Consider the following 18,287-nt stretch of genomic DNA (forward strand, 5'->3'; position numbering starts at 1 on the left):
CGTTCCGGGGCAGGCTCATGCTGACCTATGCTTTGCGGCGATTGCTGCTCGCGATCCCGACTCTCCTGTTCATTTCGCTGGTGATCTTCCTTCTGCTCGAGCTGTCGCCCGGCGACCCCTTGGGCGACGTTCCCCTGACCGTCCCGCCCGAGGTGAAAGAGCGGATGCGCGAGGCGCTCGGCCTCGGCCAGGCGTGGTACATCCGCTACGTGCTGTGGCTGAAGCAGTTCTTCTGGATCGAGCCGATGCACTGGATCGACCAGGCGTTCGGCACCTCGATCGTCGAGGGGCAGCAGCGCATCATCAGCTTCCAGTCGCGGGTGCCGGTGTTCGACGTGATCGCCCAGCGCATCCCGCAGACGCTGATCGTCGTCGGCTTCAGCTACCTCGTGGGCGTGCTGATCGCGATCCCGATCGGGATCATCTCGGCCTACAAGCAGTATTCGTGGTTCGACCAGCTCGGGACGTTCGTCTCGATGGTCGGGTTCTCGATGCCGACCTTCTTCACCGGGGTGGTGCTGATCATCATCTTCGCCGTGAACCTGCAGTGGTTCCCCTCGGTCTATGACACCACGCTGCGGGTGACGGACTGGGCGAGCTTCTGGCAGCAGGTGCGGCAGATGATCATGCCGGTGACGGTGCTGGCGCTCTACAACGCCGCGCAGATCAGCCGCTTCATGCGCGCCTCGATGCTCGACAACCTGCGCCAGGACTATGTCCGCACCGCCCGCGCCAAGGGGCTGTCGGAGAAGACCGTGGTCCTCAAGCACGTCCTGCGCAACAGCCTGATCCCGGTCGTGACCGTGATCGCGCTGGGGCTACCGGCGGTCTTCGGCGGCGCCATCATCACCGAGCAGGTGTTCCGCGTGAACGGTCTGGGACAGTTGCTGATCTCGGCCATCCACGCCAACGACATCCCGATGGTGCTGACGCTCACCTTCATCTTTGCCATCCTGATCGTGGTGTTCACGCTGATCGCCGATCTGCTCTATGGCATCCTCGACCCGCGGATCCGCTATGACTGAGCCCACCCCCTCCACCGCCGCCGCCCGCGCGGCCGAGCCCGCCCGCCACCGCACCGAGCTGCTGCGCGAGACCGCGTCCAACGCGGCGGCGCCGGCGGCCTCGACCCTGCCGCCCGACGATCCGGTCAGCGCGACGCCCGCGACCCCGGCGACGCGGAGCCAGTGGCGCGACGTCTGGGCGCAGTTCCGCAGCCACACCGGCGCGATGATCGCGCTGGTGCTGTTCGTGGCGATCCTGCTGTTCGTGCTGGTGGGCCCCTGGATCTGGACCATCGACCCGACCTTCGTGGACATCCGCAACCGCAACACCGGGCCGAGCTGGGCGCACCCGCTCGGCACCGACCAGCTCGGGCGCGACACGCTCTCGCGGCTGATGGCGGGCGGCCAGACCTCGATCGCGGTCGGCATGACGGCGATGGTCATCGCGGTGACGCTCGGCAGCCTGATCGGCATCCTCGCCGGCTACTACCGCCGGCTGGACGCGCCGCTGTCGCGGCTGATCGAGCTGTTCCTTGCGCTGCCGCTGCTGCCGCTGCTGCTGCTGATGGTGACGCTGTTCCGCGAGCCGCTGTCGAAGAACCTCGGCACCGGGACCGGGACGTTCCTGCTGATCGTCGTCGCCATCGGCGCGACCTCGTGGATGCAGGCGGCGCGGATCGTGCGCGGCGACGTGCTGGGCCTGAAAGAGCGCGAGTTCATCCTCGCCGCCCGCTCGATCGGCACGCCGAACCGGCGGATGGTGATGCGGCACATCCTGCCCAACGTTCTGTCGCCGATCATGGTCGCCGCGACGCTGGGGATCGCCAGCGCCATCATCACCGAATCGGCGCTGTCCTTCCTCGGGCTCGGCTTCCCGCCGGACTTCCCGACCTGGGGGCGGCTGCTGTTCGACGCGATCCCGCAGATGCAGACCTATCCGATGCGGGTGGTCCTGCCGGGGCTGCTCATCTCGCTCACGGTGCTGACCGTGAACTACATCGGCGACGGTCTGCGCGACGCGATGGACCCGCGGATCCGCGGGCGGTGAGGCCGGACCGGGGCGCTGCCCCGGACCCCGGGATATTTGCGCAAGAGAGAACTCAGGCGGCGCGGGCTATGGTCCGCGCCGTTTCCAGCTCGGACAGCGGGAGGATCAGCAGCATCTCGCCCTGAATGGAGAGCCGCAGCGGGCCGGTGATCTCGTTCGAGGTGCCGATGCGGCCGCCGGGGGCGAAGCCGATCCCCTCGACCGGCCAGCGCAACCCGTGGGCCTCGGCCCGCGCCGGGCCCATCGGGAAGAGCGAGAGCCGCGTGCCGGGCGGCAGGTCGGCCGTCACGCGCGGGGGGCAGCAAAGCACGGCGTCCGCTTCGGTCAGCAGGATCGTCGGCGGGCCGACGCGGCGGGCGAGGATGTTCAGCGCCGCCAGCGCGTGATCGAGCCGCGGCCCGGCGAAGCCCACGGCGAGGACGAAGGGCGCGGCGATGCGCGCCAGGGCCTTCTCGAAGTCGGTGGTGTCCTGCTCGGGGACGTGGTGCAGCACCGGGGCGAGCCGGGCGCGGGCGTCGTCCGAAAGGCTGTCGAGATCGCCGATCACTGCCCACGGCACCAGTCCCCGCGCCAGCGCGGTGTCGGCTCCGCTGTCAGCCGCCGCCACGACCGGAGCCAGCGCCAATGCCGCGGCGAGCGCCTGCGGCCCGACCTCGCCACCGCCGATCAGCGTCACCCCCTCGGCCACCGAGAGGGCGGGCGCGTGGCTCATTCGTCGCCTCGGCCGATGCCCGAGAACACCCGCCGGAACGGGATCGCCCAGGCGAAGGCCAGCACGAGGTAGAGCGGCAGTTCCAGCCACGCCGGCGGCCGCCCGCCGAACTGGTCCGAGACCCACGCCAGCAGCCACCACGCGAAGGCGAGGTAGAGCGGCAGCCACACGAGCAGCAGCACCAGCGACCAGCGTTTGCGTTGCGCGAGGTTCATGACGACTGCTCCGCCTCGGCCTCGAGCGCCTGTTCGCGCGCCACGTCCCGGCGCCGCAGCCGATGCGCCGTCCGCGCCGCATGGCCCAGCCGGCCCGCCCAGCGGTCGAAGTTGCGCTCGGCGCCGCCGTCGCGGACCATGCCGAAGTAATAGCGCCGCACCGGGTCGATGCCGCAGTAGCCGAACACCTGCCAGCCGATCCGCTGCCCGACCGGGTCGCGCATCAGCCAGCGATAGACCGCGGGCGGGGTGTCCATCGTCACCACCAGATCGGCCGAGCGCCCGCGCAGCAGCGGGTCCTGCAGCAGCGCGCCCTCTTCGACCTGAAACGCCTTGGTCGGCACCAGCAGCCGGTCCCACAGCCCCTTGGTCCGTGACGGCTCGGCCCCCCACCACAGCGGGAAGCCCAGCACCACGTGATCGGCGCCGAGGATCGCCTGCCAGACGAGATGCAGGTCCGGCTCCCACTCCTGCACGGACTCGTAGCCCTCGCGCAGGTTGGGATCGAAGTCGAGATCGCGGACGGCGAGCCGCGCGACCGAGGTGCCGGGGGGCAGCGCGGCCTCGTAGGCGTCGAGCAGCGCGCCCGTCAGGCGGTTCTCGTCCGGGTGGCCGTCGAGGATCAGGACCCGCATCGGCTCAATCCGCGAAGGGGTCGGTGACGAGGATGGTGTCGTCGCGCTCGGGGCTGGTCGAGAGCAGCGCAACGGGGCACTGGATCAGCTCTTCGATCCGGCGGACGTACTTGATCGCCGCCGCCGGCAGGTCGGCCCAGCTGCGCGCACCCTCGGTCGACTGCGACCAGCCCTCGATTTCCTCGTAGACCGGCTCGGCGCGGGCCTGCAGCGCGGCGGCAGTGGGGAGGTAGTCGTAGTGCCGTCCGTCCACCGTGTAGCCGGTGCAGATCTTCAGCGTCTCGAACCCGTCGAGCACGTCGAGCTTGGTCAGCGCGATGCCGTTCACGCCCGAGATGGCGCACGTCTGTCGCACGAGCGCCGCGTCGAACCAGCCGCAGCGGCGCTTGCGGCCGGTGACGGTGCCGAACTCGCGGCCACGCTCGCCCAGCCGCTGACCGATCTCGTCCTCGAGCTCGGTCGGGAACGGGCCCGAGCCGACGCGGGTGGTGTAGGCCTTCACGATTCCAAGCACATAGCCGATGGCGCCGGGCCCCATGCCGGTGCCCGAGGCGGCCATGCCGGACATCGTGGTCGACGAGGTGACATAGGGATAGGTGCCGAAGTCGATGTCGAGCAGCGAGCCCTGCGCGCCCTCGAAGAGGATGCGTTTGCCGGATTTGCGGGCGTCCGCCATGATCCGCCACACGGGCTGCGCATAGGGCAGAAGCTTCGGCGCGATCTCGAGCAGTTTCGCCTTGAGCTCGGCGCGGTCGATGGGCGTGGCCCCCAGCCCCGCGCGCAGCGCGTCGTGATGGGCGAGCAGCCGGTCAAGGCGGCTGTCGAGCGTCTCTTCGTCGCCCAGATCGGCCACGCGGATGGTGCGGCGGCCGACCTTGTCCTCATACGCCGGGCCGATGCCACGGCCGGTGGTGCCGATCTTGGCCGCGCCCGCGGCCTCCTCGCGCAGCCGGTCGAGGTCCTGGTGCAGCGGCAGGATGAGCGGGGTGTTCTCGGCGATGACAAGGTTTTCCGTCGAAATCTGAACGCCTTGGCCGGAAAGCTTGTCGATCTCCGAGAACAGCGCCCAGGGGTCGAGCACGACGCCGTTGCCGATCACGGCGAGCTTGCCCTGCCGCACGATCCCCGAGGGCAACAGCGACAGCTTGAACACCTGGTTGCCGATGACCAGCGTATGCCCGGCGTTGTGGCCGCCCTGGAACCGGGCGATCACGTCGGCGCGCTCGCTCAGCCAATCGACGATCTTGCCCTTGCCCTCGTCGCCCCACTGGGCGCCGACCACCACCACGTTCGCCATCAGCGAGTCCTTTCGTCCGGTCCGCAGGCGGTATAGCGGCGGCGCCTCCCGCGTGAAAGCAGGGATTCGGCACGCTCGGTACAGGGCGATGCACGATCCGTCCGATGTTCGTGCAAGGTTCATGCAACGTTCATGCACAGTTCATGCGAACGATCCGGGCTGCGCCGGGCCGTGCAGGAGTGGCCGGGCGAGACTGGCCGCGCGTCCCGCCCCGCGCTAGTCTGCGGCGCCGGCCGGGGGCCGTGACCGAGGGGCGCTCATGCGGCTGATGATCTCGACGATGCGCGACGAGGCGCCCTTCGTGCTCGAATGGATCGCCTATCACCGGCTGATCGGCTTCACCGATTTTTTGATCTATTCGAACGACTGCACCGACGGGACCGACGCGCTGCTGGACCGGCTCGCGGCGCTGGGAATCGTCACCCATGTCCCGAACCCGCGGCAGGGGAAGAAGGCGATCCAGTGGCAGGCGCTGACGCGGGCCAAGGACCACCCGCTGTTCCGCGCCGCCGACTGGGCGATGGTCGCGGACGTGGACGAGTTCCTGGTGATCCACGCGGGCGACGGGCGGCTGGACGACCTCTTCGCGGCCGTGCCCGAGGCCGAGGGGTTCGTGGTCACCTGGCGGATGTTCGGCTCGGGCGGCATCCTGCGCTTCGACCCGGCGCCGGTGACCTCCCAGTTCCGCCGGGCCGCGCCTGACCGGATGATCTGGCCGCTGAGGGCGAGCCAGGTGAAGACGCTGTTCCGCGTCACCCCCGACGTGCGGCGGCTGGGCGTGCACCTGCCGCAGGGCAAGGCGGGGGCGGCGATCGGCGCGGCCTGGGTGGACGGCAACGGCGCGCGGGTGCGGCGGCGGTTCGGGTCGTTCACCATCTCGACCGAGCCGAAATACGCGCTCGCGCAGGTCAACCATTATGCGCTGGGGTCGGCCGAGAGCTTCCTCGTCAAGACCCGCCGCGGCCGGCCGAACCGCAGCGACATGGCCATCGACCTCGCCTATTGGGTCGAGCGCAACTTCAACGCCGTCGAGGACCTCTCGATCCAGCGCCACCTGCCCGGCATCGAGGCGGGGATCGCGGCGCTGCGGGCCGACCCCGAGGTGGCGCGGCTGCACGACGCGGGCATCGCCCACCGCCGCGCCCGGATCGCGGCGCTGTTGCGCGAGCACGAGAGCTTCCTGCTCTACTCGCATCTCGTGCAGGTCCCCGACACCCCGGTGCTGCCGATGGACCAACAGCTCGCGCTGTGCGAGCTCCGCCGCCACGCCCAGCCGGACGCGAAGGGGCGCGCCGACGAGGGGTGAGGCACGGCGCAGGTCCGGTGCCGCTGTCCCCCGGACAGCCCACCGCCTCTGGAAAGGCCCGCGCCGGACGGCTAAAAGACGCCCGACCGTCGCGCGGCGCCCGCCGCCGACGACCTGCCGCACCCGTCCCCCGTCCGCCGCCACCCCGAGGACCAGATGACCCAGACCCGCCGCCCCGTCGCCTCGCTGTGGATCGGAGAGAAGCTGCACTACCTCAACCAGCTCTGCCTCAAGTCGCATCTCGATCACGGGCATCCGGTCACGCTCTACTGCACCGACGCGGTGGACAATGCCCCCGAGGGGGTGGTGATCCGCCCGGCATCCGAGATCATGGCGCTGGACATGGACCTGGTCGAGGCGACCTCGGCCTCGTTCCTGTCGAACGTCTTCCGCTACAAGATGATCGCGCAGACCGGGGCGCTGTGGATCGACTGCGACGCCTTCTGCCACAAGCCCTTCCCCGACGAGTGGGACTATTTGTTCGCGGGCCACGGGATGCGCGGGGCGCTGAACTGCGGCGTGGTCGGCCTGCCGCAGCAGTGCGAGCTGATGGACCGGCTGATCGACTATTACGACAACCTGCCCGACTATCCCGCCTGGTGGAGCCGCAAGCAGCGCCGGCAGATGGACAAGCTGACCGAAAAGGGCGGGCTGACCCACGCCGCGGCGATCTACAAGACCGAGCGCACGGCTTTCGGGCCGCAGGCCTTCACCTGGTTCGCGCAGCAGACCGGCGACATCGCGCGGGCGATGACGCCGGACGTGCTCTACCCGGTGCCGTTCCAGCTCAACGACGTGTTCTTCGACCCCTATGGCCGGGTCGAGGGGCATTTCACCGACCAGACGGTGTCGGTGCATCTCTATACCAACGGGACCAAGCCCTACTGGCGCAAGAACCCGCCGCTGGCGAACAGCTACGCGGCGCGGATGTGCGAGCAGGTGGGGATTGACCCGGCCGGCGCGCTCGAGGCGTGAGCGGGATGGCGGACGCGGGGGCTCACGACCTTGCCACTCTGTCCACGCCCACCCTGCGGGTGGGGTCGCCCGGCGTGCCCGGAGACGTGCTCGGCCCGGCCCGTTCCAGGCTAGGCTGGAGCGGACCCGTTACGGATTGTCCGCGCCGGAAGCGGAACTGCCGATGACCTGGGATGTCGCCGTCACCACCATCGCCCCGCCCGAGGTGGTGCGCCATTTCGCCGCTGTCTATCACGCGCTGGGCGCCGGGGTGGTCCACGTCCACTACGACGACCCGTCGGCCGAGAGACTGGCTCTGGACGGCGTGCGCGAAACCGTCTGCACCCCCCACCACTGGCACGGCCGGCGCCCGGACGCCGTTGAGCACCGCCAGATGTTTAACGCGCGGCGGGCGGCAGATGCCTCGGACGCGGAGTGGCTGCTGCAATGTGACATCGACGAGCATCTCGCCGTCCAACCCGGCGCCGATACCGTTGCCGCTGCGCTGGCGGCACTGCCCGGGGATTGCCACACGATCATCGTCCCCGCGGTCGAAGCTGTATATCTCGAGCCGCCCAGGGACTTCATGGCGACGTTCGCCACACCCTGGTTCAAGGCGCATACGGCGTTCAACCTGTCCAAGTCATTCTGGGGGGCGCGTTACGGTGACCGCATCGAGCTGACGAACGCCGGGTATTGGGCGCATCGTCGCGGCAAGCCGTTTGTCAGGATTGCAGCCATCGACGCCGATCAGTCCCTGCCGCTGCACAACTACAAGGGCGCGCTGGCCGCGCGAATGGGGCAAGTCCGGACAGATGCATTGCGGCTGCGCCACTACGACGCCCAACCCGTCGAATCCTGGATGCGCAAACACCTGTCCCGCCTCGATGGCACCGTGAACGCGCCGATGATGGGCGACAAGCGCCAGCTGCAGGCAGAACTGATCCGAGACACCGCCGCACGCGGGAAAGCAGAGCTCGTTGAGCTCTACCAGCAGATGTATTGTGTCGATCCGTCAACGCTGATTGCCGGGATCAATCTGGGGACGATCGTGACGGTGCCGGCCGGCGATTGTCCCGCACTGACGTCGGGCACCGAAGACGCAGCCGGATGCTGACCGTCAAACCCACCTCCCCCCGCGGCACAATCCTCGCCGTGTCGATGATGAAGGACGAGGCGCCCTATCTGCTCGAGTGGGTGGCCCATCACCTCGCGGTCGGGTTCACCGATCTTCTCGTCTACACCAACGACTGCACCGACGGGACGGTCGAGATGCTGCAGCGGCTTGAGGCGCTAGGGCTGGCCCATCACCGCGAGAATGCCATCCCCGAGGGCGTCAAGCCGCAGCCCTCGGCGCTGAATTACGCGCAGGACGAGCCGCTGGTGGCGGCGGCGGACTGGGTGATGGTGTTCGATGCCGACGAGTTCCTGTCGGTGAACCACCCCTCGGGGACCGTCTCGGGGATGCTCGACGACGCCGTGGCCAGGGGCGCCAACGGGATCGTCGTGACCTGGCGCATCTTCGGCTCGAACGGGGTCACGGACTGGTCGCGGGCGCCGGTGACCGAGCAGTACACGCGGGCCGCGCCGCCGCTCTGGAACAAGGGCTGGGGGGTCAAGACGCTGTTCCGCTTCGACCCCGAGTACTGGAAGCTCGGCATCCACCGGCCCTCGATCCGCAACAAGCACCTTGAGGACGGGTTTCCGGATACGGTGCGCTGGCTCAACGGCTCGGGCCAGCCGATGGAGGATTACTTCAAGTTCCGCGGCTGGCGGTCGATCCGGCGGACGCTGGGCTATGACTGGGCGCAGATGAACCACTATGCGGTCAAGTCGATCGACGCCTATGCGATCCGGCGGCTGCGCGGCAACGTGAACAACAAGAAGGACAAGTACAACGCCGACTACTGGTCGCTGCAGGACCGCAACGAGGTCGAGGATCGCCGCATCCTGCGCCATGCCCCCGAGCGGGCGCGGATCATGGCGGCGCTGCTGGAAGATCCCGAGCTCGCGCGGCTGCACGAGGCGGCGCTGGCCCGCGTCGAGGCGCGGCTGGGCGAGCTGCGCGAGACGGCGGCCTATCAGGGGCTCAGGGCCTCGCTGATCGAGGCCGGGCGGGTGCCGATCACGGATGTGGAGGCGAAGCCCCCGCAGGCCCGCGACCCGGCCAAGATCGCTGCGATGATGAGCCGGGTCGAGCGGCGCACCGCCGACGAGGTGGCCGCGCGCCGGGCCGAGGCCGGCGACAGCGGGGCCCCGCCTGCCCCCGCCGCGGACGCCTATCTGGCCGGGACCGCGGCCCCCTCGCCCGAAGACGCGGTCGAGTGGGTGGCGAACCAGGAGATCCTGCTGCCCGCCGACCCGCAGGTGTTCTCGGGCGAGGCGGTGATGGCGATCCTGGCGGGCAAGTTCGACCGACGCGCGGCGCGCAACGTCGTGGCGCAGATCGGTGGAGCGGCGCGGCTGCTGGACCTTGGCGCGGGGGTGGGGCTGCCGGTGCTCAAGGCGCTCAAGGCCGACCCGGCGCTGGTGGCGATGAGCCACGAGACGCGCGCCGGGGTCGCGGCGGCGGCGCAGGCGATCCAGCGCCGCAATGGGCTGGACGACACGGCGCGGCTGCGGATGGTCTCGGGGCCGTTGCGGTTGCCGGGAGAGACGGGGGCGGCGGCGGGCGGGCTCGCGGCCTATCTGCGCGACTTCCGCCCCGACGCGCTGCGGGTCTCGCCCGCCGCCGGGGTGACGCCGGCAGTGCTGGCGGCGGCGCCGCTCGAGACGGTGCGGCGGATCGTGCTGCCGTTCGAGAGCACCGCCGACCGCGACCGGATGCGGGTGGAGTATGGCCCCGCGCTCGCCGCCGTTGGGTTCGAGGAGGAGGTGGCGCAGGCCGAGGGCGGATCGCTCGTCTGGCGCCGGCGCTGAGGGGCTGGCCGGCCGCGTTGGCGGCTGGCGTCGTCGTGCCTCCCGCGGGGATATCTGGACAGGGAAGACGGGCGGGCGCGGGCGGCAGGGACTTGCCGCCCGGCTGAGGTTGCGCGCGGGCTCTAAAATACGCCCTCGAAGCGGTCGTCCAGCCGCACCGCATAGTCGGCGCTGTCGAACACCCGCAGGTTGCCGCCGCTGAACTTGCTGGCCGCGGTCAGGCGGTTGCCCGCGGCGTCGAAGCTCAGCTCCGCCGCGGCGCGGGCGGCGGCGCTGTCGAGGGCGTGGAACTCGGTGATGGCCGCGAGCCCGTCGTAGATCCGCACCCGGTCGTCGAAATAGGCCTTGAAGGCCCCCTCCCGGTCAGCGGCGAGGCGCGGGAGGGTGCGCTCCTCCCACAAGCCGCGGTCGCAGAAGCCGAGATGCAGCATGGTGTAGCCGGTGCTGACGTGCACGGGCCAGGCGCTGGCCCGGTGGCCGCCGGCGTTGACCGTGACCCCTGCGGCAAAGGCCTCGCGCCCGACGAGGTTCACCTTGCAGTAGCTCTGGCTGATGACGCCGTAATGGCGCTGCGACATGACCGGGCGGGCGGGGTCGAGCGGCGGCTCGGCGGCGGTGTTGTGGACCACGTCCACACCCAGCGAATAGATCACCCCCGCCTCGCGCACCTGCGCCGCCGCCTCGGTGATCGAGCGGCCCGCGTGGGGCACAATCAGCTCGTCGACATCGCCCTTGATCACCGCATCGACCCCGAGTTCGCCGAAGAGCCGCGCCATCGTCTCGTGCTGAAGGCGGGCCATGCGGCGGTCGATGCGGACCCGGTTCATACGGGTGATCTGGCGCTCCACGACCGTGACATTCGTGCCGGTCAGATCGACGCCCGGCTGCCAGTCGGACCCGTCAAGCAGGATGTGGAGGTTGTCGCGCCCCAGCAGGCGGCCGTAATGATCGACCCATTTCCCGAGGTAGAAGTCGTCGTTCCGGACATGGGTGACAGCCGCGATCTTCATCCCCTGCGCTCCTTCGCTGGCCCCTCGGGCCCGACCACCTGCCCCGCGACCGCGGCCGGGTCGCCGACCTCGCGCAGCTCGACCCACGACAGCCCGAGGTTCAGCCGCACCACGCCCGCACCGCAGTCGGTCAGCGCGGGGGGCGCGGGCCAGGCGGTCAGGTCGTAGGTCTGGCCCGGGCGCCAGGTCTCGATCACCGTCACCCCGCCGTAGCCGATGGTGAAGCGGACGTTGCCCGGGCCGGGCGAGATGAGGTTGACGCCGGTGCCGACGAACACCTCGTCGTCGCCCGAGCCCAGCACCACGCGGTTGCGACCCGGGCCGGTGTCGATGCGCGAGCTGCCGTCGCCGTCGGTGATCAGGTCGTTGCCGTGGCCGCCGAAGATCGTGTTGCGCCCGCGCCGCCCGTGGATCACGTCGTCGCCGGTCCCGCCGTCGAGCGTGTCCGCCCCCGGCCCGCCCATCAGCGTGTCCGACCCCGCCCCGCCATAGAAGCGGTGGTGGCTCGAGGGCAGCGTGGCGATGGCCTTGAGCAGGTCATTGCCCGCCCCGCCGTGGAAGGTCGCGCCGCCGTATTTCGGCCCCAGCATGATGTCGTCGCCGTCCGAGCCGGTCACGTCGACCTCGACCCGCTCCGAGGTCTCGAAGTGGATCGGGCTCGAGGGGTGGGCGACGATGCGCAGCACCTTGCCCTCAGTCAGGTCGGTTTCCTTGCGGGTCAGCACCGTGGCGATGCGGATGCGCTCGACATAGGGCGGACAGTGCAGGACGTAGTCGTCCGGCCCGGCCATGAACCACAGCGTGTCCATGCCGCCGTCGCGGGTCTCGCGGATGCGCTCGGCGGCCGGACCGTAGGCCCAGTAGTCGGTGTCGCCGCGCCCGCCCGCCATCACCACGCTGCCGTCCACGGCCATCATGGCGTTGACCCCGCGGGCCGGGTTCTCGAACCCGCGCAGGTCCAGGCCAAGGTCGAGCGCGCCCGCCACCAGCTCGGCCCGCAGCGTCTCGAGCGGGGCTGTCGCGGCGATGTTCGTCGTCTCGCCGGGATCAGCGGCGAGGTCATAGACGTGCTCTTCCCCGTTCGGATAGCGGAAATAGCGAAGATGCGTCAGCCCCTCGGTCGAGGGCCTGACCGAGAGCGTGCCGAAGACGCTGGTGACGGGCGATTTCGTCCGGTCATAGGTCCCGAACACCGGGTCGATCAGCGGCAGCAGGCTCTGCCCCGAGGTCCAGTCGGGCCGCGGCGGAAGGCCCGCGAGCTGCATCAGCGTCTTGGGCAGGTTGTGCAGCGAGACCGGCAGGTCGACCGTGCGCCCCTCAAGTTCCGCGTGCCAGATCGCCAGCGGGACATGGGCCGCGCTGTCCCACTGGCTCATCTTGTGGAAGCTGTCGTGGGTGCCGAGGTTGAAGCCGTTGTCCGAGAGAAACACCACCGTGGTGTCGCGCCCCAGCGGCGAGGCCTCGAGCGCGCGCATGAAGCGGCCGATCTCGTGGTCGGCGTGGCTGGTCGCCGCGAAATAGGCGCGCACCACCTGCCGCCAGGCCTCGTCGCCGGATTTCTCGGGCGTCCAGCGTCCGTTGGCGATATAGGCGGCCTCGTAGACGGCAAAGCCGGGCTGGGGACCGAAGTAGTCCTCGGGCGCGGCCGAGGACGGCCAGACGATCGCCGCCGGGTCGTACTGGGCGTAGAAGCGGTCGGGCGATTCCAGGTTGTAATGCGGGTGCTTGAAGCCGAGCTGGATGAGGTTGCGCCGCGACGGGTCTGCGCGGTCGAGGAAACGGATGGCGTTCTCGGCCACCGTCCAGTCGTAGAAGCGGTCGTCCTGCGCCCCGTCGTCGTCGGGGTGGTTGACGCCGCGGATGCCGGGGCCGCGGTCGAGGTATTCCTTGACCCGCAGCCGGTTGGAATCGTCGGCCGCAGGCAGGTCCTCGTGAAACAGCATCCGCCGGTAGGCTGCGGGCATCGGCTTGTAGTTGGCGTCCACCTTGCCGGTGGTGAAGTTGTGCCAGCCCGCCCGGCGCAGGTCGTGCGCCCAGGCCTTTTCGGGGCGCATCACGTCGCGCCAGAAGCGGTTGAGGTCCACCAGCCCGCTGCGGAACGGCGAGAGCCCGGTGGCGATCTCGGCCCGGCAGGGGGCGCAGAGCGGCACGGTCGCGTAGGCGTTCGAAAAGCGCACCGCGCGGGCCATCATCGCGTCAAGGTTCGGGGTCTCGATGCGCAGCCCGAAGGCCTCGCGCCAGGTCCAGACGTCGATCATGTCGTCGACCCAGATGACGCAGAGGTTCCCCTCGGCGAGCCGCTCGGGCCGGAACGCCATCAGAGGCCCCAGCGGAAATGCGCGGCGAGCGCGGCGAGCGCCGGGCCGGTCTCGTCCGACAGCGCCTGCTGGCCGGGCAGGACGATGACCTCGCGGATGAGGCTGGCGCCCAGCGTCTTGGCCAGGCCGCGGCGCTGGCTGCGGCAGCCGATGAAGAGATCGGCGCGGGCGGGCAGCGGGTCCATCTCGGCCGGCGCGCGGACGACGGTGCCGCCGTCCTGCCAGAGCGCGAGGCCCGAGGGCCCGGCGCTGACGACCAGCATCCGCACGGGGGCGCCGTCGCGGCGGGCGTCGGGGACGGTCAGCACCGCCTGCTCGGCGGTGTCCTTGAGGGTGAAGCCGTCCTCGCCGTGCGAGAGGAAGAGATAGGCCCCGCCCGCGGCGCTGGGGTTGAGGCAGAGGAGCGTGCGCGCCGGCTCGGTCCGGTGCGGGTGCCATACCACCGCCAGCGTGATCGCGCGGCCGGGGGCGAGGTCGGTCAGGACCATCCCACCGTGCAGCCCGGTGCGGCAGACGAGGCCCGCCTGCCCCTCGGCCTCGGCGACGATCACCTGCCCCTGGGCGGGGTCGGTCGGGATCGCGCGGCGGTCGTCGCTCGCCGACCAGCCCTCGGGGGCGCCGTCGGGGGTGCGCAGGAAGTCCTCGGGGCGGCCGCGCAGCCAGACGCCGCCGGAGGCCCGGACCAGCGCCGCCACGGCGGCGGCGGGGGCGTCGGCGAGGATCGCCTCGGGCAGGTCGCGGTCGATCTGGATCGGGGCGGGATCAGTCATGGCGCGCCCCCCGGCCGGGGTGCACGGGCAGCACGCAGGGCAGCGCCCAGCGGTGCAGCGTGCCGCCATCCGCGGCGGCGAGTTCCCACCCGTCGCGCACCGCCTGGCCTGCGTCCGCATCGGGCGCGCCCCAGCCATAGGCGACGCTGACCGCCTCGCCCTCGGGCGCGCGGTCGAGGTGCAGGCGCACGGTCTGCGGATCGGCGGGGTCGAGCGAGACGCCGGTGATCCGCGCGCCGTTCGTGGCCCCGCGCAGGGTGAAGCCGACCGGATGCCCGCCCCCCGGCGCCTCGGGCGCCTCGAGCACCAGCGGCGCCAGCGCCTGCGCGATCATGCGGATCACCGGCCCGCCGTCGGCATCGGCCTCGATCTCGGCGAGGTGGAAGATCGGGCAGCGCCAGCCGTCGGTCAGCGGGTCCGGCTCGCGCGGGCGGGGGGTGGCGGCGGTGACGGCGGCGGCGGTCATCTCGGCCATGCGCCGGCGGGCGGCTTCGGTCGGGCGGTCGTAGGCGTCGGTCTCGAACATGTAGCCCGGGGCCGAGGTGATCAGCCGGTGGTCGCCGTGGTTCCAGGCGAGTTCCCACTGGCCCGCGACCTGCGCCTCGGTGGCGCGGCCGGGGGCGCCCGCGTCAAGGCGGGTGACGAAGAGCGGCCGGTCGTAGCCCTGGGCGGCCAGCCCCGCCTCGATCCGCGCCATCAGGGCGATCATCGCGTCGCGGTAGGCGGTGGCGCTGCCCGACAGCTCCTCGAGCGCGAAGTCGAGCGCGACGCAGAAGATCCGCGGCTCCTTGCCCAGCGCGGTGGCGGCGCGGCGCAGGTTGGCGGCGGCGATCATCAGGTTGTCGAAGGCGGGCCCCTGGGCGAGTTCCGCGGCGCTGGCGGCGCGGTCGGTCTCGGCCCGGGCGACGAACAGCGGCAGGGGGCCGTGCGTCTCGATCTGCCAGCCGAGGCAGGCGTCGGCGACCAGCGCCTCGTGCGTCACCTCGCGCAGCTGGTCGAGCCCGTCGGTTTCGGCCGCCGCATCGACGCCGGACTGGCCGACCGCGCCGATGTCGTCGTCGGCCCCGAGGACGTGGAAGGGAAAGCCGGGCCGCTCGGCCGAGGCCAGGGCCGCCCGCGCCCCGCCGAGGCCGAGGATGCCCATGAGCGGGCCGGGCGCGTCGGCGATGATCCCGCCGGCGCTGCCGCCCTCGGCGCGGGGCAGGCGCTTGCGGAAGCCGCGCGCGCCCTGCCGCCCAGGCAGCCGGGCAGAGAAGCGCAGCCACTCGCCCTCGATGCGGATGTCCCAGGCGTCCACCGCCTCGAGCGCCGCCTCGGCCGCGGCGAGGTCGCCTGCGCTGACGGGCGCGGTCCCGGCACCGGCGGCCACGGGGGCGGCGCCCAGGCGCTGGCGGATGTCATCGATCACCCGGTCCGAGAGGCGCAGCGTGACCCCGGTCGCGTCATAGCGGATCAGGTCGCCGTTCCGCGCCCGCACCAGTACCCCCTGGCGGACGGGAAAGCCGGGATGATCGCTGGTGCTGCTCAAGGGGTCGTCCTTTCCGGCCTGCGCGGGGGGTGGCGGGGGTCTCTGGTTCGCGCGGCACAGTAGGGATAAACGCCGGCTGATGCCAGCCGCGGTGTGGTGGCGGGCGGCGGCTCCAGTGTGGCTGCACGGGGCGGCGGCCGGGTGGCCTGCGGCTGCGGCGGAAAGGTCGGACGGGATGGCTAATCAGGACTGGATCGTCACCGATGCGCGCCGGGCGGGCGAGAGCGGGCTCATCGCCTGGCCGCAGCTGCGCAACGGGGCGCGGCTCGAGCACGCGCAGGCGGCGTTCGAGCGCTTCGGCCAGCATCCGGGCGGGCGGCTCATGCCGCTCGGGGCCTACAGCTATTCGCTTTCGTGGTTCCGTGCACCCGGATCGGCCGCTATTGCTCGATCGCCGAGAACGTCCGGGTGATGGGCGACAACCATCCACACGACTGGGTCTCGACCAGCCCGCGGTTCTATGTCGCAAAGGGCCGCGCCCGCTGCCGGATGCCCGAGCCGCAGGCGCCGCTTCGCTTTGCCGGGCGGGGGTCGGCGCCGGTCACCATCGGCCATGACGTCTGGATCGGGCAGGACGTGCTCCTGAAGGGCGGCATCCATGTCGGCGACGGGGCGGTGATCGCCGCGGGTGCGGTCGTGACCCGCGACGTGCCGCCCTATGCCATCGTCGGCGGCGTCCCGGCGCGGGTGATCCGGCCCCGCCTCGACCCCGAGGTGAGCCGCCGCCTCGCCGCGCTGGCCTGGTGGGAGGCCGACCCCGCCTCGGTCATCGACCTGCCCTTCGACCGGCCCGAGGCGTTCGTCGCCGAGGCCGAGGCCGCGCGGGCGGGCTGGCAGACGAAGCCCTACGATTATCGCCCTTTGGCACGGCACCTGAAGGACGGCACCATCGCGGGAGTTGACGCAGCCGGAGCCTGACGGGATACCGCGCGGGGTCGCATCCCGCGCCGCTGCCCCGATCCCCCGCGCACCTGCGCCCCCGCCCAACTCCGCCGCGCCTCTCGAGGACCGCCCATGACCGCCCCGCCCCCCATCCCCCGGCGCCTGTCCCATATCTGGATCGGCCCCCGCCCCGCCCCGCGGCGCTGGATGGAGAGCTGGCCCGCCGCCCATCCGGACTGGAGCTACACGGTCTTCGGCAACGACACGCTGACCGGCCATCCGTTCCGGCTGCGCGCGCTGATCAACGAATATGCGTGGCGCGGCGCCTGGGCGGGGGTGCAGGACATGATGCGCTATGAGCTGCTCTACCGCTACGGCGGGTTCATGGCCGATGCCGACGCGATCTGCCTGCACCCGGTCGATGAGCTGCTCGACGGCGCCCGCGCCTACACCGTCCACGACCGGCCCGAGAGCGACCCGTGGCGCGGCGTCTGCCCGATCCTCGCCTGCGAGCCGGGCAACCCCTTCGTCGGCGCGGTGATCGACCGGCTGGCGACGCTCGCCCCGTGGGAGCTGAGGAAGCCCGAGGCCTCGACCGGGAACCGCTTCCTCTGGGGGATGATCCGGGAACTGTCGCCGGGCGACGACACGCTGCGGATCTGGCCCGTGCATTATTTCGTGCCGTGGCAGAAGAGCGCGCCGGACCAATGGTATGACGGCCCCGACCGGGTCTATGCCGAGCAGAAATGGGGCACCTCGATGTGGGCCTATAACCGCGAGGGCGGCCCGTCCGACGAGGTGCTGTCCGCCGACGAGATCGAGGCCCGGCGGGCGGCGATCCTCGAGCGGCTGGCGGGGGCCGCCGGCGAGACCGCCCCGCCCCGTCCCGAGCGCGACAGCGCCCGACGCGAGGCGGCCGAGGCCGCCGCGGCGACCGCGGCCGGGGCGCTCGACGGTCCCGAGGTCACCGCGGATTTTGAAGCCCTCGGCGAGGCGCTGGCGGCGGCGATGGCGGCCGAGGGTCTGCCGGCGCGGTTCCAGGGAGTGCATTTCTATCGCCACCTGCAGAACCACCCGCTGGCCGAAAGCAAGCTCAGGACCGCCAACCGCGGGCTGCGGGCGGCGCTGCTGGGCTGGCTCGCCTCGGCGCGGCGCGCGCTGGTGGTGGGGCACGACACCGGGCACCTGATCGCGGCCGCGCTGCGAATGAATCCGGCGCTGCGGATCGCCTCGGTCGATGCGGGCGGCTGGGCGCAGCCCAAGGACCCCGACCCGCCCCGCCGGGCCGCCTATGTCGGCGCCGCCGGCGCCTGGCTGACCGCGCGGTTCCCCGACCGCGTGCTGGCCGCCGCCGGGGACGAGCGCGCCTTCGTCGCCCGCCCCGACACCCGCGCCGCCGCGGGGGACGAGGGGTTCGATTTCGTGCTCTTCACCGACACCGACCTGTCGGCGCTCGGCACGCTGATCGCGGCGCGGCCGCTGATGGCTGAGGACGCGGTGGTGGTCGCGGCTTCGCCCGGGGGCGGGGCAGCCGGGTTCAACGACCGGCTGCGGGTGCAGGGGCTGGCCTACCGCCCGCTGGCGGTGCGCGAGGACGGCGGCCGGCTCGGCTCGCTCGTCGCGTTCCGGCTGACCGACCGGCCCGAGCCGGCATGGTTGCACCCTGCCCCTGCGGCTGGCTAAAAGGCT

Annotated in this window: 17 protein-coding genes; 9 read left to right on the top strand and 8 right to left on the bottom strand. The window is 71.5% G+C overall.

The features are described 5' to 3' along the window. The first annotated feature begins 17 nt into the window (after positions 1-17). Together BLW17_RS07640 and BLW17_RS07645 are read left to right on the top strand one after the other, a co-directional pair. The gene (locus BLW17_RS07640; protein WP_036699563.1) at positions 18-1,025 is read left to right on the top strand and encodes an ABC transporter permease; all 1,008 of its coding nucleotides are present in this window, start codon (positions 18-20) and stop codon (positions 1,023-1,025) included. Then, entirely contained in the window at positions 1,018-2,052 is a 1,035-nt protein-coding gene (locus BLW17_RS07645; protein WP_083388346.1) for an ABC transporter permease, read from the top strand. The genes BLW17_RS07640 and BLW17_RS07645 overlap by 8 nt, the downstream gene beginning before the upstream one ends. Before the next feature lie 52 nt (positions 2,053-2,104). On the opposite strand, the gene BLW17_RS07650 is transcribed toward BLW17_RS07645, so the two are convergent. Genes BLW17_RS07650 through BLW17_RS07665 form a run of 4 tightly spaced genes read right to left on the bottom strand, consistent with a single transcriptional unit; the run spans position 2,105 to position 4,911 of the window. Beyond that, complete coding sequence (locus tag BLW17_RS07650) at positions 2,105-2,764, bottom strand: thiamine diphosphokinase (RefSeq protein WP_036734441.1); 660 nt, start codon at positions 2,762-2,764, stop codon at positions 2,105-2,107. After that, positions 2,761-2,979, bottom strand: coding sequence for a DUF2842 domain-containing protein (locus BLW17_RS07655; protein WP_036712147.1), 219 nt, complete (start codon positions 2,977-2,979; stop codon positions 2,761-2,763). Before BLW17_RS07655 ends, BLW17_RS07650 begins: the two co-directional genes overlap by 4 nt. Next, positions 2,976-3,614, bottom strand: coding sequence for an NAD(P)H-dependent oxidoreductase (locus tag BLW17_RS07660; protein ID WP_052176464.1), 639 nt, complete (start codon positions 3,612-3,614; stop codon positions 2,976-2,978). Before BLW17_RS07660 ends, BLW17_RS07655 begins: the two co-directional genes overlap by 4 nt. Positions 3,615-3,618: 4 nt before the next feature. Then, positions 3,619-4,911: an adenylosuccinate synthase gene (locus BLW17_RS07665; RefSeq protein ID WP_036734443.1), complete on the bottom strand. Its 1,293-nt coding sequence runs from the start codon at positions 4,909-4,911 to the stop codon at positions 3,619-3,621. Between the two features lie 259 nt (positions 4,912-5,170). On the opposite strand from BLW17_RS07665, the gene BLW17_RS07670 reads away from it, so the two are divergent. From BLW17_RS07670 to BLW17_RS07685, 4 genes are all read left to right on the top strand, one after another. Beyond that, positions 5,171-6,217 carry a glycosyltransferase family 2 protein gene (locus BLW17_RS07670; RefSeq protein ID WP_052176465.1) on the top strand — a complete coding sequence of 349 codons (1,047 nt, stop codon included), beginning with the start codon at positions 5,171-5,173 and terminating at the stop codon, positions 6,215-6,217. A gap of 156 nt (positions 6,218-6,373) precedes the next feature. Next, the gene (locus BLW17_RS07675; RefSeq protein WP_036734445.1) at positions 6,374-7,192 is read left to right on the top strand and encodes a hypothetical protein; all 819 of its coding nucleotides are present in this window, start codon (positions 6,374-6,376) and stop codon (positions 7,190-7,192) included. A 163-nt stretch (positions 7,193-7,355) separates the two neighbouring features. After that, positions 7,356-8,288 carry a hypothetical protein gene (locus BLW17_RS07680; protein ID WP_036734448.1) on the top strand — a complete coding sequence of 311 codons (933 nt, stop codon included), beginning with the start codon at positions 7,356-7,358 and terminating at the stop codon, positions 8,286-8,288. Beyond that, on the top strand, positions 8,282-10,090 hold the full coding sequence (locus tag BLW17_RS07685; RefSeq protein WP_052176466.1) for a glycosyltransferase family 2 protein: 1,809 nt from the start codon (positions 8,282-8,284) through the stop codon (positions 10,088-10,090). Before BLW17_RS07680 ends, BLW17_RS07685 begins: the two co-directional genes overlap by 7 nt. A 122-nt stretch (positions 10,091-10,212) precedes the next feature. Here the strand turns inward: BLW17_RS07685 and BLW17_RS07690 are convergent, their stop codons facing one another. Genes BLW17_RS07690 through BLW17_RS07705 form a run of 4 tightly spaced genes read right to left on the bottom strand, consistent with a single transcriptional unit; the run spans position 10,213 to position 15,716 of the window. Further along, a complete protein-coding gene (locus BLW17_RS07690) occupies positions 10,213-11,100 on the bottom strand; it encodes a glycosyltransferase family protein (protein ID WP_036734451.1) in 888 nt (295 codons plus the stop codon). Then, on the bottom strand, positions 11,097-13,418 hold the full coding sequence (locus BLW17_RS07695) for a sulfatase-like hydrolase/transferase (RefSeq protein ID WP_036734454.1): 2,322 nt from the start codon (positions 13,416-13,418) through the stop codon (positions 11,097-11,099). The genes BLW17_RS07690 and BLW17_RS07695 overlap by 4 nt, the downstream gene beginning before the upstream one ends. Next, positions 13,418-14,188, bottom strand: a complete 771-nt coding sequence (locus BLW17_RS07700; RefSeq protein ID WP_036734456.1) for a hypothetical protein — start codon at positions 14,186-14,188, stop codon at positions 13,418-13,420. Before BLW17_RS07700 ends, BLW17_RS07695 begins: the two co-directional genes overlap by 1 nt. Further along, positions 14,181-15,716 carry a hypothetical protein gene (locus tag BLW17_RS07705; protein ID WP_036734458.1) on the bottom strand — a complete coding sequence of 512 codons (1,536 nt, stop codon included), beginning with the start codon at positions 15,714-15,716 and terminating at the stop codon, positions 14,181-14,183. Before BLW17_RS07705 ends, BLW17_RS07700 begins: the two co-directional genes overlap by 8 nt. Before the next feature lie 175 nt (positions 15,717-15,891). Between BLW17_RS07705 and BLW17_RS07710 the strand changes: the two genes are divergently transcribed. The 3 genes from BLW17_RS07710 to BLW17_RS07720 all read left to right on the top strand — a co-directional run bounded on the left by BLW17_RS07710 (position 15,892) and on the right by BLW17_RS07720 (position 18,281). Beyond that, positions 15,892-16,128 (top strand): hypothetical protein, encoded by a 237-nt coding sequence (locus BLW17_RS07710; RefSeq protein ID WP_052176467.1) that lies wholly within the window; start codon positions 15,892-15,894, stop codon positions 16,126-16,128. Next, on the top strand, positions 16,071-16,634 hold the full coding sequence (locus BLW17_RS18940) for a CatB-related O-acetyltransferase (RefSeq protein WP_231572800.1): 564 nt from the start codon (positions 16,071-16,073) through the stop codon (positions 16,632-16,634). Before BLW17_RS07710 ends, BLW17_RS18940 begins: the two co-directional genes overlap by 58 nt. A gap of 96 nt (positions 16,635-16,730) precedes the next feature. Continuing rightward, the gene (locus tag BLW17_RS07720) at positions 16,731-18,281 is read left to right on the top strand and encodes a glycosyltransferase family 32 protein (RefSeq protein WP_074826389.1); all 1,551 of its coding nucleotides are present in this window, start codon (positions 16,731-16,733) and stop codon (positions 18,279-18,281) included. The last annotated feature ends 6 nt before the right edge of the window (positions 18,282-18,287 follow it).

The sequence above is a fragment of the Paracoccus sanguinis genome, assembly GCF_900106665.1.
Lineage (GTDB): Bacteria > Pseudomonadota > Alphaproteobacteria > Rhodobacterales > Rhodobacteraceae > Paracoccus > Paracoccus panacisoli.